Origin of the sequence: Tardiphaga sp. 839_C3_N1_4 (assembly GCF_051811045.1) — a bacterium.
In the GTDB taxonomy this organism is placed as follows: domain Bacteria; phylum Pseudomonadota; class Alphaproteobacteria; order Rhizobiales; family Xanthobacteraceae; genus Tardiphaga.
Window position 1 is genome coordinate 1,938,278 of the sequence record NZ_JBPWQD010000001.1, and the last position, 14,649, is coordinate 1,952,926.

The 14,649-nt window shown below is 61.7% G+C and carries 14 protein-coding genes and 1 tRNA gene; 4 read left to right on the forward strand and 11 right to left on the reverse strand.

The genetic code is table 11. From position 1 onward, the window contains the following. Positions 1-15 precede the first annotated feature (15 nt). Complete coding sequence (locus AB8A38_RS09410; RefSeq protein WP_315841390.1) at positions 16-375, reverse strand: hypothetical protein; 360 nt, start codon at positions 373-375, stop codon at positions 16-18. A 368-nt stretch (positions 376-743) separates the two neighbouring features. On the opposite strand from AB8A38_RS09410, the gene AB8A38_RS09415 reads away from it, so the two are divergent. After that, positions 744-926, forward strand: coding sequence for a hypothetical protein (locus AB8A38_RS09415; RefSeq protein WP_439085795.1), 183 nt, complete (start codon positions 744-746; stop codon positions 924-926). A 203-nt stretch (positions 927-1,129) separates the two neighbouring features. Here the strand turns inward: AB8A38_RS09415 and AB8A38_RS09420 are convergent, their stop codons facing one another. From AB8A38_RS09420 to AB8A38_RS09430, 3 genes are all read right to left on the reverse strand, one after another. Next, entirely contained in the window at positions 1,130-3,322 is a 2,193-nt protein-coding gene (locus AB8A38_RS09420; RefSeq protein WP_439085796.1) for a molybdopterin cofactor-binding domain-containing protein, read from the reverse strand. A gap of 13 nt (positions 3,323-3,335) precedes the next feature. Next, positions 3,336-3,803 carry a (2Fe-2S)-binding protein gene (locus AB8A38_RS09425; protein ID WP_439085797.1) on the reverse strand — a complete coding sequence of 156 codons (468 nt, stop codon included), beginning with the start codon at positions 3,801-3,803 and terminating at the stop codon, positions 3,336-3,338. A gap of 157 nt (positions 3,804-3,960) precedes the next feature. Further along, a complete protein-coding gene (locus AB8A38_RS09430) occupies positions 3,961-5,184 on the reverse strand; it encodes a (R)-mandelonitrile lyase (protein ID WP_439085798.1) in 1,224 nt (407 codons plus the stop codon). Positions 5,185-5,440: 256 nt separating this feature from the next. On the opposite strand from AB8A38_RS09430, the gene AB8A38_RS09435 reads away from it, so the two are divergent. Both AB8A38_RS09435 and AB8A38_RS09440 read left to right on the forward strand, forming a co-directional pair. Further along, entirely contained in the window at positions 5,441-5,860 is a 420-nt protein-coding gene (locus tag AB8A38_RS09435) for a hypothetical protein (protein WP_439085799.1), read from the forward strand. A 329-nt stretch (positions 5,861-6,189) separates the two neighbouring features. Then, positions 6,190-6,429, forward strand: a complete 240-nt coding sequence (locus AB8A38_RS09440; RefSeq protein WP_439085800.1) for a hypothetical protein — start codon at positions 6,190-6,192, stop codon at positions 6,427-6,429. 266 nt (positions 6,430-6,695) lie between these two features. On the opposite strand, the gene AB8A38_RS09445 is transcribed toward AB8A38_RS09440, so the two are convergent. The 7 genes from AB8A38_RS09445 to AB8A38_RS09475 form a co-directional block, all read right to left on the reverse strand. Then, positions 6,696-6,971 carry a hypothetical protein gene (locus AB8A38_RS09445; protein WP_439085801.1) on the reverse strand — a complete coding sequence of 92 codons (276 nt, stop codon included), beginning with the start codon at positions 6,969-6,971 and terminating at the stop codon, positions 6,696-6,698. Positions 6,972-7,350: 379 nt separating this feature from the next. Further along, positions 7,351-7,426 (reverse strand) — tRNA-Lys (locus AB8A38_RS09450). A gap of 173 nt (positions 7,427-7,599) precedes the next feature. After that, complete coding sequence (locus AB8A38_RS09455; protein WP_439085802.1) at positions 7,600-8,253, reverse strand: Spy/CpxP family protein refolding chaperone; 654 nt, start codon at positions 8,251-8,253, stop codon at positions 7,600-7,602. Between the two features lie 116 nt (positions 8,254-8,369). Beyond that, the gene (locus AB8A38_RS09460) at positions 8,370-9,695 is read right to left on the reverse strand and encodes a TRAP transporter large permease (protein ID WP_089267895.1); all 1,326 of its coding nucleotides are present in this window, start codon (positions 9,693-9,695) and stop codon (positions 8,370-8,372) included. Next, a complete protein-coding gene (locus AB8A38_RS09465) occupies positions 9,692-10,303 on the reverse strand; it encodes a TRAP transporter small permease (RefSeq protein ID WP_439085803.1) in 612 nt (203 codons plus the stop codon). The genes AB8A38_RS09460 and AB8A38_RS09465 overlap by 4 nt, the downstream gene beginning before the upstream one ends. Before the next feature lie 131 nt (positions 10,304-10,434). Beyond that, entirely contained in the window at positions 10,435-11,436 is a 1,002-nt protein-coding gene (locus AB8A38_RS09470) for a TRAP transporter substrate-binding protein (RefSeq protein WP_315841381.1), read from the reverse strand. 196 nt (positions 11,437-11,632) lie between these two features. Further along, positions 11,633-13,213, reverse strand: a complete 1,581-nt coding sequence (locus AB8A38_RS09475; RefSeq protein ID WP_093760326.1) for a 2-isopropylmalate synthase — start codon at positions 13,211-13,213, stop codon at positions 11,633-11,635. 499 nt (positions 13,214-13,712) lie between these two features. Here AB8A38_RS09475 and AB8A38_RS09480 point away from each other — a divergent pair, with 499 nt between their 5' ends. Next, positions 13,713-14,606: a dihydrodipicolinate synthase family protein gene (locus AB8A38_RS09480; protein WP_439085804.1), complete on the forward strand. Its 894-nt coding sequence runs from the start codon at positions 13,713-13,715 to the stop codon at positions 14,604-14,606. The last annotated feature ends 43 nt before the right edge of the window (positions 14,607-14,649 follow it).

A 14,649-nucleotide genomic window follows, 5' to 3' on the forward strand; every position in this document is an offset into this window, starting at 1 on the left:
AAGACTCGCCCCTCGCTACATGGTCCCGGCAGACCGGTTTCGTCCTCCCCAATCGACGACACCTGTCACCACGCGCACGTCACCGAGACCGATCACGGCGGCTTCGCGCCTCGGTTGCAACTGATGCGGCCAGCGGAAACGCTCCTCCACCGACAATGACCAGGTGTGTTCCAGCGGGTTCGGCACCGCATGCAGTGGATGATAGAAATTGAACGTGTAGGTCAGAAGGCTCAGCGTATCCGCCGGACCCAATCTGAAGATGAAGTAGCAGACGAGCACCGTGAGGTAATAGACCGGGAAGATGCGCAGCGCCCGGCGCATATAGAAGTCCTTGAAGGAGATGCGGCCGGTCTTGGCCCGTTCGCGCAGCAGCAAACGCGTGATTGGGTAAACACCACCACGCCAATCCCCCGAAAGCCGTCGAAAGCCGGAAATTTCTCTAGCCGCTTGGCGACGCCTGCATTCTCCGACATTGCGATCTCCCCGTTTGAACCGGGGATAGCAACGGTGCGAATAACGAGGGTGAAGGCGATTTACATGCCTACCACCTCAGGCGAAATGTTCGGGCTTAACGTGAATGTCCGTTTGCGCGGGAGTATTAGGGTCGACGCCGCCGCGTTTACCACAATCAGGACAATCTTCACTGCGAATCCAGCGCCGCTTACGATCCGTTAAGCATCTGGGAACAGGCTGGGAACGATCGAAATTGACTCAACTTGTATCGGCAAGTGTGAGGGCAGCAGATGACCAGGGTTCAATATCTCAGGGAACAAGCGATCCGCGCCGAACGGTTGGCAAAGACTATTCTGGATGCGGTCACTGTCACGCGACTTGTCGAAGCATCGCACGCATATCGCCAGGAAGCCGATCGCCTTGAGCAATACGAGGCGAGCGATCAGGCGACAACGATGTGGATGCCTCACTAGCGTCAAAAAAGACTGAGCGCCTGCTTGGCGCGGCCCAGATCTCAGATCACTGGGCCGCCAAGTAATAAATGCAACGTCGCTGTTTCATGCTCACACCCCATCTTTGCTAAAAGATTAGAGTGTTGCGCCGACCGGTTGAGCCCGTCGCCAGAAGCGGACATCATATCCAAATGCGGTCGCTCTCACGAAGCCGACTGCCCTTCTCAGCTCGTTCCGAGGTCGATGTTCTTGAGCGGCAAATTCCGGACTCGTTTTCCGGTGGCAGCGAAGACAGCATTCAGCACTGCGGGTGCAGCGACTGCGATCGTCGGCTCGCCGACACCACCCCAGAAGCCACCTGACGGCACCGTGATCACTTTCACCTCCGGCATCTCGTCGAGCCGCATCACGTTGTAGCTGTCGAAGTTCTCCTGCTCGATCCGGCCGTCCTTCACGGTACACTCGCCATAGAGCATTGCGGAGAGACCATAGACAAAAGAGCCTGCGATCTGCGCCTCGATCTGCTGCGGATTGACGACATGGCCGGGATCCGTGGCGGCAACGATCCGGTGGATCCTGAGGCGCCCCTTGGTCACCGAGACTTCCGCCGCGGCGGCGACATAACTGCCAAAACCCATCACCTGGGCAAGGCCGCGATAGACGCCCGCCGCCGGCTTGCTGTCCCAGCCGATGCCCGTCGCAGCCGCTTCCAGCACGGCGAGATGCTTCGGGTGATTGGCCATCAGCTTGCGCCGGAACACGAGCGGGTCCTGACCGGTGGCATGGGCCAATTCATCGACGAAGCATTCGAGATAGACAGCGTTCTGATTCAGGTTCACTCCGCGCCAGGCGCCGGGTCGTACATGCGGATTGTACATCGCATGATCGATCAGGAGATTCGGGAATGTGTAGCCGATCGCCATTTCGGCACCGCCCGGCATCAGGCCCTGGAATGCGAAGGGATCGCCATTCGCCGTCATGACCGACGGGCGCATATAGGCCATGATCGACTGGCCGGAAATGCGCATATGAAGCGCTTCGACATTCCCCGCCGGATCGAGCGCCGCGCGCATGCGACACTGGGTGACCGGGTGGAAGCGGCCCTGCACCATGTCTTCCTCGCGCGTCCACATCATCTTCACGGGCACGTCGGGGATCTGCTTGGCGATCAGCACAGCCATCCGCACATAGTCGGTGAAGAGGCGTCGGCCAAAGCTGCCGCCGATCCGCATCGGATGAACCATGCAGGATTCGATCGGCAGGCCGGACGCGGCGGCCACGGCTTCGAGCGCCGCTTCGGCGACCTGGGTGGGGCCCCACATCTCGCAGCGTTCGGGCGTCCAGCGGATGGTAGCCGACATCACCTCCATGGGGGCGTGGTTCTGGTACGGGAAGCTGTAATCCGCCTCGATGATGCGGCTTGCCTTGGCCAGCACAACTTTCGCATCGCCCGTCTTGTTGCCAACGAAGTTCGTCTCGGCGGAAAGCCCTTCGCGCAACTTCGCGGCGATAGTCTCGCTCGAAACCTTCGCACTATCTCCCTCGTCCCAAACCACTGGCAATGCGTCGAGTGCGGTCTTGGCGCGCCAGAATGTATCAGCGACCACAGCGACGGTTTCGTCGTCGACGCGCAGCACATGCTTCACGCCGCGCATCTTGGATACGGCGGCAGCATCAAAGCTCTTTAGCTTGCCACCATGTACGGGACACGCCTTCGGGATCGCCACCAGCATGCCGGGCATCCGGATGTCCATGCCGTAGACCAGCGAACCGTTCAGCTTGTCGCGCGTGTCCAGCCGCTTCAGCGGCTGTCCGGCGATGGTCCATGTCTTGGGATCCTTGAGCTGGACCTGCGCGGGCGGCGCGATCTTGTTCGCGGCAGCGGCGACAGCTCCATAGGTCGTGCTGCGCTTGCTTGCCCCGTGGGTGATGATGCCCTTGACGACGGTGCATTCCTCGGGCTTGACGCCCCAGCCTTGCGCCGCGGCCTGGACCAGCATCGAACGGGCGGCGGCACCGGCCGTGCGCACATATTCCTGCGAGCCACGGATCGCGCGCGAGCCGCCGGTGGACATGTCGCGCCACACCTTGCCGCGCTTCAGGTTCTCATGCGGCGATACCAGGTCGAAGCCGACCTTGCTCCAGTCGCATTCGAGTTCTTCCGCGACAAGCTGCGCAAGGCCCGTCAGCGACCCCTGCCCCATTTCGGCGCGGGCGATGCGGATCTGGATGCTGTCGTCAGGATGGATCACCACCCAGGCATTGACCTCGGCAGTCGCCCCTTGCGCCGCAGCGCTCATGCGCGGCGGGATCGTGAAGCCGAGCACGAAGGAGGCAGCGGCGGCACCGGCGAGGAAACCACGACGTGAGACGCTGGTGGGCGCAACAACGCGACGGGAAAGAGTTTTCGTATTCATTGTCACGATTCCCTCAGCCCTTGTTCGCAGCCATGCGCTGCGCTGCGAGTTGCACGCCGGCCAGCACCCGCGGATAGGTGCCGCAACGACAGATGTTCGAGATCTCCGAGCGGATATCGTCCTCACTGGGCTTCGCATTCTGCGCGAGCAGTGATGACACCGCCATGATCATGCCGACCTGGCAGTAGCCGCATTGGGCGACATCGAGTTCGGCCCAGACCTGCTGCACCGGATGCGGCTTGTCGGCACCGAGTCCTTCGATGGTGACGATCTTTTGATCCGCAGTTACCGCGCTCACGGGCAGCGCGCAGGAGCGCGTCGCTACGCCATCGACATGCAACGTGCACGCGCCGCACTGGCCAACCCCACATCCATATTTCGTTCCGGTGAGACCGATATGGTCGCGGATCACCCACAAAAGGGGCGTGTCGTCTTCGACATCCACGTCGAGTAGCTTGCCGTTGATGTTGAGTCTGGCCATTCGGGTCTCCCGATCGGGTTCAATATTGCGATTGCTAATTGGGCAGGGTCAGGGTCTGGAGATAGCTCAGGATACTGGCGCGGTCCTGCTGGACTGACACCGCAGACGTTACGATCGCTACGCCGATCGAAAGTAAACTGCACTTCACCATTGCGTATTACGGTTTCATTTTCGGTTGACTGGCACCGTGGTGCATCCGGTACTGCTCGTCGGTCACCTTCTCGAGCCAGTCGACCGACTTTCCGTCCTGAGCCTCGGCAATTGCGATATGGCTCATCCCCGACGATGCCGAGGCGCCGTGCCAGTGCTTGACGCCCGGAGGGATCCAGACCACGTCGCCCGCGCTCATGGTCTGGATGTCGCCACCTTCATGCTGAACGAGCCCGGCGCCGGTGACGACGATCAGCGTCTGCCCGAGCGGATGCGTATGCCACGCAGTATGGGCACCGGGCTCAAAGGTCACGATGCCGCCGCCGATGCGGGCTGGAGCGGTGCGCTGGAAACGCGAGCCGACGCGGACCTTGCCAGTGAAATTTTCCGGAGCGCCGACACTGTCTGGCTGCGAACCGCTCCGGAGAATCTCGACCTCGCCCTCGGCCTTCCTGGCTGGCGCCGTAGATTTGACGGTCTCGAATGCCGCTTTCGCAAGCGGCACCGCCGACATTGCCTTGGGCCATCCGGCATAGAATGCCAGATGCGTGATGGTTTCCGAGATCTCGGCTCGCGTCAGCCCGTTATCGATGCCTCGCGACAGATGGAACGGCAGTTGCGCTGCTTCGCCTGTCGCGATCAGCGAGGACATCGTCACCAGACTGCGGTCGCGCGGCGACAGATCGGGTCGTCTCCACAGGTCGCCAAACAGGACATCGTTGGTATAGGTCGCGAGTCCGGGGATGACATCGCCAACCGCGCGGTCCACCGACGCTGCGCGCCGGGCTTCACTCTCAGCGTCGAGCTTGATCCGCTCGCCCGCAGCAGCGACGAGGTCAGATCGAGCAATCCCGCGCTTGTCGAACACATCCTTCGCGACGGTGACCGCCGATATGGCATTCGGCCAGCCCGAATAGAACGCCAGATGCGTGATGATCGCGGCGAGCTCGCCGGGCTTCACGCCATTGTCCAAGGCCCGATTGAGATGCCCCGTGAGTTGCGCGGTCTTTCCGCCGGCGATCAAGGCCGCCACCGTGACGACGCTGCGGTCGCGCTGCGACAGGCCGGGACGTTCCCATACCTGACCGAACAACAGTTTCTCGGTGTAATCGGCGAGTTCGGGCGTGCTGCTTCTGACGTCGGCTGGGGCTTTAACTGCGGCCGTCTGCCGTTCCTGCGCAACGGCTTCTCCGATCATCGTCGAAAGTGCCGTTGCCAATATCGCGGTCATCTTCATCCGTGGTGCTCGTCAGGTGGGCCGAAGCAGGACTCGGTCCTTCACCGGTCAGTGTAACGAGGCCCGCGGAGAACGATTAGGTCACACCCACGGCATGGACTTATGTCTCCGGCTCATGAATTCCGCGCCGAATTGTCACAGCATTCCGCGTCGATCGCCTAGCCGGCGGCTTTTTTTGCCCCGCGCTGCAACCAACGGGGCTCACGGATGTTGCAGCATTTGCTGGGTGGCCGTCCATAGGAGCGCATCCATGTGTGATTACAGCCTGCACGCGGTCGCCAACCGTCCCGCAGAGGTGGCGGATAGGTTGGTATCGGCAAGATTTCCTTCGACGACAACTAAAGGGTTCGCAAGCTTCGACGATCCAAACGTTGCGGTATGCCTTCGCCCTGGCACCGAAATCGCATTTGAAGAAAACGTCCGAGTCGATGGATGGGTGTTTCGCCGCAACGTCAACGATCGACTAGCCCGTTTTCGCCAAATTGACATGGGCCAATATCACAATCACCACGACGCACTGGAATTCTCAAATGGCAGGATTGTTCTCGTCACAGACCTGAGGCCCGGGCAGAAGGCAACCGTGCTGCAATTACCGGTCAGTCACGCAATCCAGAAAACCAAGACCGCTGAGCCTGCAGCGACGCCGCGGGTCGCCCGGAGCGCTCCCTGACGAGCCATATCGCCAGTAAGTAGAAGAGACCCGCCGGCGCTACTCGGCGGGTTTTCATTTCATGGGTAGGGCCTTCGACGCCTGGCGACGGCCGAACCGCAGACCGCCATAACCCGCTCGAGACCCTCGGGCGTTTTTTTCTTTGGCTCCCTTGAACCTTTTGGCCACATCCATCGTACCAATTTGTGCTGGGGATTTGAGGGCCCAGTGTTGAGCCAACGTCGCCGGGGCGATCATACTCCGCTCCGGGCGGCGTTGCGCGTGCGATCCCCACTCGCCCTCACCCGCGGGCTTTTGCAGGGCCGCACGCCATCGGCTAGAATGGCGGAATGACGAACACAAAAACATGGCAGTCCAAGCTGCTCGACGAACCCAGGATCGGCTTTGTTGAAGAGCACGGTTCGCGCGTGGCCAATGCGGAGCGTGCCATGGTCGTCGAACAACAGCAGAAACCGACGCCGCCCCCGCCGCCGCCGCCGCCGAAACACGATCCACTGGCGAAGATCCTGAACGAACCGCGCGTGGGCTTCGAGACTATCCATCGATCCGCCCCCAGGTCGCCCAAATGAAAGAGCCGCCCACTGAGGCGGCCCTACGGAAGAGCAAGTTATGCCGAACTGGTTAGGGCCGCTTCTTGCGCTGATCCTCCTGGTTGGGTTTGTCGGCTTTGCTAGGGTACGAAGACGAAACCAAATGATGACAACTCCGAGCCGTGGACAAGCGGAGACGGAACTCATCACGGCTCCGACGGCCATTCCTAGGCAGCCATCAAAATCAGACCGCTGCCATTTTCAAACCAGGCCATTGAGGTCGAAAACTGGCCAGGACGAATAGTCTAGAGCTTCGCTTGGACCGTCCAGAACGATGCATCCTTATCGGACAGATCATTGTGGATGCTGCTGTCGCTCGGGGCGTGGGGACGCAGCCGCCAGGCCTCCGAATTGATCTCCATTTCGAGCTCGTTGTGCGAAGCGGAGATCACCTTACCTGACACCCGACTTTTGTTTGGGTATTCGAGCGCAAGAATTTCTCCCGGCGCGACCGATCTGGCGACGACAGAAATCACAGTACCGGTTCTGATATCTTTCTCGTTGATGTAGGCGCTGAGCATCGACAAACTCCCATTGCTACTTGGTGACTGGACTTGAATGCAAAGCGCGCCGCACGACGGCACCAGAATGCTGTTTCTCCACATGTAGGAACGTGCACGCATCCCGGCGGTTCCATCTGGCCACCTCCCGCAGAGGGCTCGGGGCCAATAGAAAAATTCGGTCCGCGGTTTCGCTCGGGTTGGCAAGGATCTCTGGAAAGGTCGCTACAGCGCGCCGAGGAGGCTCAAAGGGTTTTCGACGTTTTGGGCCTTCGTGGCTTAGTCGTCCGGCTGATGGCTAAGCAAAAGACATAACGGGTGACGAGTCAGAACGGCGGACAACGTCCGGTCAGAACGACTGACCACCGAAATTCTAACAATCTGATTTGTTGAGATTTTTTGGTGGGCGCACTAGGGCTCGAACCTAGGACCCGGTGATTAAGAGTCACCTGCTCTACCAACTGAGCTATGCGCCCGGATCCAGATCCGGATATCCCCGTGGGGACGGCGTCGTTTAGCAAAGCGATCCGGGGATGTCCAGCGACGCTGTCACAAAAATCGCACCGTTTTTCGCAATCGCGAAAATGCGAAAAAGCCGCTGGATTTCAGCGGCTTCTTCGTTGTTGCGACCGTGAAAAACTGCTCCGGATCAGAGCCGTTCGGCGCCCGGCGCGGGGTTGCGCTCGAATCTGTCGCCGCGGCCGCCGGGACCGCGATCGTCGTCATCGCCGAAACGTGGGCGGTCGACGCCGGGAGGGCCGGATCCCTCGCCTTCGAAGCTGCCGCGCTCGAAGCCCGGACGCGGGCCGCGGTGACGCCAGCCCCCCTCCCCGCCGCCGAGGCCGCGATCCATATGGGTCAGCACCGCCAGTCGGCGCTTCTGGCCGTCATCGAGGGTCTTGTAGAGCGGGTCGGCGGCATCGGCGATCTTCTTCAGCGCGGCGGCCGTTGTGGCCATGTCGCCGGCGCGCTGCTGCAGGCGGGCGACCGGATTGTCCGGGGTGTCGGTCCGCTTCGCGTCGTCGTCGCGGTTCTTGCGCTCTTCCATGCGCGCATTGGCGCGGTCGATGCGCAGCTTGGCGAAATCGCGCACCGCGCTCTCCACCGCCGGCCACATCTTCTCCTGGTCCGGCGTCAGCTTGAGCCCGGCCTTCACGGCAGCAATGCGCGCATCGGCGAAGGCAGCGCGGTCTTCCGGATTCATCCGGACGTGATGGTGCGTCCATGGACGGTGCTGGGCATAGACAGCGGTAGAACCGGCGATCACGGCGACAGCGGCACCGGCGAGCAAGATCTTCTTCATGGCAACCTCCTTCGGAAAGTTACCCGAAGATGATCCTGCGATGCCACGGGTTCAACTTACGCTTTGGCCATGTGGTGTCGCGATGTGTTGTCGCAATATTTATAGCCGCAATTTCGTCACAGCATCCCGAGAACGCGCGGCAGCCACAGCGAGATCTCCGGGATGAAGGTCACCGCAACCAGGAACATCAGCATGGTCAGCAGCCACGGCCACACCGCGATGGTGAGTTCCGTGATGCCCATCTTGGCGATGCCCGACGCCACATAGAGATTGAGGCCCACTGGAGGATGGCACATGCCGACCTCCATATTGACCACCATCAGGATGCCGAGATGCACCGGATGCACGCCGAGCTTGACGGCGATCGGAAACAGGATCGGCGCGGTGATCAGCACGATCGACGACGCCTCCATCACATTGCCGGCGACCAGCAGCAGGATGTTGACGAAGATCAGGAACGTCCACCAGTTGACGCCCATGTCGACGATCCAGGCGGTGAGCTGCTGCGGAATCTGCTCCGATGTCATCAGGAACGAGAACAGCACCGCATTGGTGATGATGTAGAGGATCATCGCGCTCATGCTGGCCGAGCCGAGCAGCACCCGCGGCACGTCCTTCAGGCCCATGTCCTTGTAGACGAACACCGCGATGATGAAGGCATAGACGGCGCTGACCGCCGCAGCCTCCGTCGGCGTGAACCAGCCGCGATAGATGCCCCCGAGCACGAGGAAGATCAGCAGCAGCCCCCAGATGCACTCGCGGAACGCCTTGAAGCGCTCGCCCCATGACGCCCGCGGCAGCCGCGGATAATCGAACTTCCAGGCGCGATATACCGTGGTGGCGCCGAGCAGCGTCGCCAGCATCAGGCCGGGAATGACGCCGGCGATGAACAACTGGCCGACGGACGCCGAGGTGACGCGCGCGCCATCGGGGCCGAGCGCGACGCTGCCGCCGGTCGCTACCGCATAGATCACCATCACGATCGACGGCGGGATCAGGATGCCCAATGCCCCCGACGTCGTGATGACGCCGGCGCCGAACCGCTTCGGAAAGCCCTGCGCGACCATGGCGGGCAGCAGGATCGAGCCGATCGCGATCACGGTCGCCGGTGACGAGCCGGAGATCGCCGCGAACAGCGCGCAGGCCATCACGCCGGCCAGGCCGAGACCGCCATACCAGTGCCCGACCATCGAGGTCGCGAAATTGATCATGCGGCGGGCGACGCCGCCATGGGTCAGGAAATTGCCCGCGAGGATGAAGAACGGGATCGCCATGATCTCGAAATTCTCGATGCCGGTGAACAGTTTCAGCGCCACCGCCTCGATCGGCACCTGGGTCAGGAAGAACAGGAAGGTCAGCACCGTCAGGCCGAGTGCGATCGAGATCGGCATGCCGGTGAGCATCAGCGCAATGAGCAGTGCGAAAATGAACAGCGTGGTCATCGGGCGCCCTCCGGCGTCGGACCAACCGCCGTGTCGACGTCGATGCCCTCCACATGGGTGTGATCATGATGCGGCAGATCGTCGAAGCGGAAATAGCTGTAGGCGACCTGCAGGAAGCGGAAGCACATCAGATAGGAGCCAAGCGGAATGCAGAGATAGACGATCCAGCTCGGCAGTTCGAGATCGGGCGATGTCTGGTCGGTCTGCGACAGACCCATCACGAAACTCGCGCCCATGGTGCCGATGATGCCGGTGAACAGCGCGCCGCACAGAAGGCCGAACAGGATGGTGCCCTTGCGCCATTTCGGCGGCAGTTGCAGCACCAGCACATCGACGCCCACATGGATGCCGGTGCGCACGCCGTAGGCGGCGCCGAACTTCGCCATCCACACGAACATGTAGATGCAAAGTTCCTGCGCCCAGGACAAATGGATGCCGGCGAGAAATTTATAGGTCGCCATGGCGCCGGGCAGATTGCGATACGACACCACGAAATCGGTGGTGTAGCGATGCGCCACGGCAACGAAGATCACGACCGTCGCGGCGCCGATCAGCGTCGCGATCAGGGTTTCCTCGAGACGATCGAGGATGCGTAACAAGAGCCGCACGAGATTTGTCCCCTTCCCCACATTCCGTCATGGCCGGGCTTGTCCCGGCCATCCACGTCTGCCCCGTACGCTTCAAGACGTGGATGCCCGGCACAAGGCCGGGCATGACGACGTTGAGAGTGCGTCCGTGCTCAATTGGTCTTCGCGTTGGCTTCTTTCTGGAACGCCGCAATCAGATCCTTGCCGACGCGCGACGCCATGTCAGCGGTTACCGGCTCCAGCGCCTTCATCCATTCGGCGCGCTCTTCCGGCTTCAGCTCGTAGAAGGTGGTGGTACCGGCCTTCTTCATCGCGACGATGGCGTCGTCGTTTTCCTTCTGCGACAGGCCGTTGGCGTAGGCGGTAGCATCATCCATCGCCTTCTCGACCTGCGGCTTCACGTCGGCCGGCAGACCGTCCCAGAACTTCTTGTTCACGATCACGGCGTAGCCGATATAGCCGTGGTTCGAGAGCGTTATGTGCTTCTGCACTTCGTGCATCTTCTGGGTATAGACGTTGGACGGCGTGTTCTCGTTGCCGTCGACGACGCCGGTCTGCATCGCCTGATACACTTCCGAGAAGGCCAGCACCTGCGGGATGGCGCCGAGCGCGCGCATCTGGGCTTCCAGCACCTTCGACGACTGGATGCGCAGCTTCATGCCCTGGAAGTCGGCGACCTTATGCATCGGCTTGTTCGAGGTCATGATCTTGAAGCCGTTGTCCCAGTAAGCGAGACCCTTGATGCCCTTGGGCTCGAGCTTCGCCAGCAGGCCCTTGCCGATCGGCCCGGTGGTGATGCGGGTCAGCGCCGCCTTGTCCGGCAGGATGTAAGGCAGGTCGAACACCTCGAATTCCTTGACACCGAGCGGGCCGAACTTGGCGAGCGAAGGCGCCAGCATCTGCACGGCACCGAGCTGCAGCGCCTCGACCTCTTCCTTGTCCTTGTAGAGCTGCGAGTTCGGATAGACCTCGACCTTCACCTTGCCATTGGTGTATTTCTCGGCGAGTTCCTTGAACTTCTCCGCGCCCTGCCCCTTCGGCGTGTTCGGCGCGACGACGTGGCTGAACTTGATGACGATGGGTGATTGAGCGGAGGCCGGACCGGCCAGCGCGAGCGCTGCGATCGACGCTGCGGCCAAAATAAACTTGCGCATGATGTTCTCCCTGTTGGCCGCGCGGAGCTGTTTTAAGAAGTCGCTGCGCTTGGATGCCACAGGGAGCTTTATCGTCATCGGCAATCAAACGCCATCGCTCCCTTCGCAGGGGTTGCAGCAAAAGCTTTACTGCAATGCAAAAACGCGGCGTCTTGCGACACCGCGTTTCATTGCGCGTATAGGTTTTGGGAAGCGATCAGCTCGCGGCAGCAACCGGCGCCGGCATGTCGCGCGCCCGCTTCATGACGATCTTGTTCAGCCCGCCGAGATAGGCCTTCGCCGAAGCGACCAGCGTGTCCGGATCGGCCGCACGCGAGGTCATCGATCGGCCTTCATGGGCCAGACGCACCGACACTTCCGCCTGCGCGTCGGTGCCTTCGGTGACGGCGTGGACCTGATACAGTTCCAGCTTCGCCTCGTGCGGCACCAGCGCCTTGATGCAGTTGAACACCGCATCGACCGGACCGTTGCCCTCGGCCTCCTCGATCTTCACCACGCCGTCGATGTTCAGTTTCATGGTGGCGCGCTGCGGACCGTGGGTGCCGGCGATGACGGTCAGCGACACCAGCTTGATGCGATCATGCGCGGCAGTCATTTCCTGATCGACCAGCGCTTCCAGGTCCTCGTCGTAGATGTCCTTCTTGCGGTCCGCCAGGGCCTTGAAGCGCACGAAGGCGTCTTCCAACTGGTTCTGGCCCAGCTTGTAGCCCATCTCCTCCAGCTTGTGGATGAAGGCATGGCGGCCGGAATGCTTGCCCATCACCAGCGAGGTCTGCTTCACGCCCACCGTCTCCGGCAGCATGATCTCGTAGGTCTGCGCGTTCTTCAGCATGCCGTCCTGATGGATGCCGCTCTCATGGGCGAAAGCATTACGGCCGACGATCGCCTTGTTGTACTGCACCGGGAACGAGGTCGCAGCCGAGACTTCCTTCGACGCACGCATCAGCATCGTGGTGTCGATGTTGTTCCAGTACGGCAATTTGTCATTGCGCACCTTCATCGCCATCACGATCTCTTCCAGAGCGGCATTGCCGGCGCGCTCGCCGATGCCGTTGATGGTGCATTCGATCTGCCGCGCACCGCCGCGGATGCCGGCCATCGAATTGGCGACGGCCATGCCGAGGTCGTTGTGGCAGTGCACCGAGAAGATCGCCTTGTCGGAATTCGGCACGTTCTCGCGGACGCGCTTGAACAGGTCGTAATATTCCTCGGGCACCGAATAGCCGACGGTGTCGGGGATATTGATGGTGGTCGCGCCGGCCTTGATCGCCGACTCGACGCAGCGGCACAGGAAGTCGAATTCGGTGCGGGTGCCGTCTTCCGACGACCATTCGACGTCATCGGTGTGGTTGCGTGCGCGCGTCACTGACGAGATCACCAGATCGTGGACGGCATCCGGCTCCATCTGCAGCTTGTACTTCATGTGCACCGGCGAGGTGGACAGGAAGGAATGGATGCGGCCGCGCTTGGCCGGGCGGATCGCCTCGGCGCAGCGGTCGATGTCCTTCTGGCCGGCGCGGGACAGGCCGCAGACCACGGCATTCTTGGTGCGCTTGGCAATCTCGTTGACGGCTTCGAAGTCACCGTCGGAGGCGATCGGGAAGCCGGCCTCGATGACGTCGACACCCATGGTGTCGAGCATCGCGGCGATCTCCAGCTTTTCCTCGAAGGTCATGGTGGCGCCGGGGCACTGCTCACCGTCGCGCAAGGTGGTGTCGAAAATGATGACGCGGTCCTTGTCGGACTTGTCCTGAACGGACGGGGTGGTCGAAGTCATGAGATATTCCTTAGGTCGGGGCGCACTTGTCTGGGCGCCAGAGGGAGCTGATGGTTCTGAATGTCATGATCCCCTGAGTACCCAGGCCAAACGGCCCAGACGGCGCTCAGGGGCAGATAAGCAGAAGCAGCCCGCCAAGAAGGAGGTTCGAGCGCAGCGCAGCCGGAATCGCGTCGGGACCAGCGGCAACAGCCACTCCCCCGGAAACTCCAACCATGTCGCTGCGAATCAGCATTGCCACACCTTCAGGCCCACATCCTCGGCCAAAACCAGTCTCAAGGAAAACCCTTGATGGTTCGTTGCCGACGAGGGCCTGCGGTCGTTCTAGACGACAAATGCCGGCGCCTGCAACGGCTAAGAGGGTCAGGAAGACTGACCTAAATCCTCCTGGGTGACGCTCGGGCGCATGGCCGACTGGCCTAGCCAGAACCTCGGAACTGGACGTTTTCCCAACCACCCTTTTGCCCTAAGACCGAACGGCAATTGCGAGGACAGGACGATGACTTTCGCTAGGGGATTATCCGCTTTCCCGATCACGCCGATGAATACGAATGGCAGGGTCGATACGCCCGCGCTGCGGCGGCTGGTGGCACCGCTGGCGGCGGCCAAGGTCGATTCCATTGGCCTCCTGGGCAGTACCGGGTCGTATCCGTTCCTCAGCCGTGACGAGCGCCGGCGCGCCACTGAAGCCGCCATTGCGGAGGTGAACGGCCGCGTCCCCGTGCTGGTCGGTATCGGCGCGCTACGCACCGACGAGACGATCGAACTCGCGCGCGATGCCAAGGCGGCAGGCGCCGCTGCAGGCCTGCTCGCGCCGGTGTCCTATACGCCGCTCACCGAGGATGAAGTCTTCGAGCACTTCAAGGTGGTGGCCGGTGAAAGCAAATTGCCGATCGTGATCTACGACAATTTCGCCACCACGCATTTCAAGTTCACGCCCGACCTCGTCGGCCGCATCGCACGTATTCCCGGCGTCATCGCGGTGAAAGGCACCTCCCCCGAAGCCAGCCTCGCCGCAGATCACCTGAAGCAGATGCGCGCTGCCGTGCCATCGGGTTTCTCGGTCGGCTATGCCGGGGACTGGAATTCGATGGAGACGCTGCTCGCCGGCGGCGATGCCTGGTATTGCGTGGCGGCGGGCCTGTTTCCAAAGAGCTGTCTGGCCATCACCCGCGCGGCGCAGGCCGGCAATGCCGACGAAGCGCGCCGCCTCAACGGCGCGATGCAGCCGCTGTGGGATCTGTTCAAGCAATTCTCCAGCCTGCGCGTGATGTATGCGGCAGCCGAGCAGATGGGGATCACCGATGCGAAGCCACCGCGCCCGGTGCAGCCGCTGACGGATGCGGCGCAAGAGAAGGTGGCAAAGGTGCTAAAGGAATTGAAGCTGAGTTAAACCAGCCCGCCGTAGCTGTCGTCCCCGCGAAGGCGGGGACCCA

Coding starts and splice junctions, on each gene's coding strand:
- AB8A38_RS09415 (WP_439085795.1), top strand. CDS start 744: ATGACCAGGGTTCAATATCTCAGGGAACAAGCGATCCGCGCCGAACGG.
- AB8A38_RS09420 (WP_439085796.1), bottom strand. CDS start 3,322: ATGAATACGAAAACTCTTTCCCGTCGCGTTGTTGCGCCCACCAGCGTC.
- AB8A38_RS09425 (WP_439085797.1), bottom strand. CDS start 3,803: ATGGCCAGACTCAACATCAACGGCAAGCTACTCGACGTGGATGTCGAA.
- AB8A38_RS09430 (WP_439085798.1), bottom strand. CDS start 5,184: ATGACCGCGATATTGGCAACGGCACTTTCGACGATGATCGGAGAAGCC.
- AB8A38_RS09435 (WP_439085799.1), top strand. CDS start 5,441: ATGTGTGATTACAGCCTGCACGCGGTCGCCAACCGTCCCGCAGAGGTG.
- AB8A38_RS09440 (WP_439085800.1), top strand. CDS start 6,190: ATGACGAACACAAAAACATGGCAGTCCAAGCTGCTCGACGAACCCAGG.
- AB8A38_RS09445 (WP_439085801.1), bottom strand. CDS start 6,971: ATGCTCAGCGCCTACATCAACGAGAAAGATATCAGAACCGGTACTGTG.
- AB8A38_RS09455 (WP_439085802.1), bottom strand. CDS start 8,253: ATGAAGAAGATCTTGCTCGCCGGTGCCGCTGTCGCCGTGATCGCCGGT.
- AB8A38_RS09460 (WP_089267895.1), bottom strand. CDS start 9,695: ATGACCACGCTGTTCATTTTCGCACTGCTCATTGCGCTGATGCTCACC.
- AB8A38_RS09470 (WP_315841381.1), bottom strand. CDS start 11,436: ATGCGCAAGTTTATTTTGGCCGCAGCGTCGATCGCAGCGCTCGCGCTG.
- AB8A38_RS09475 (WP_093760326.1), bottom strand. CDS start 13,213: ATGACTTCGACCACCCCGTCCGTTCAGGACAAGTCCGACAAGGACCGC.
- AB8A38_RS09480 (WP_439085804.1), top strand. CDS start 13,713: ATGACTTTCGCTAGGGGATTATCCGCTTTCCCGATCACGCCGATGAAT.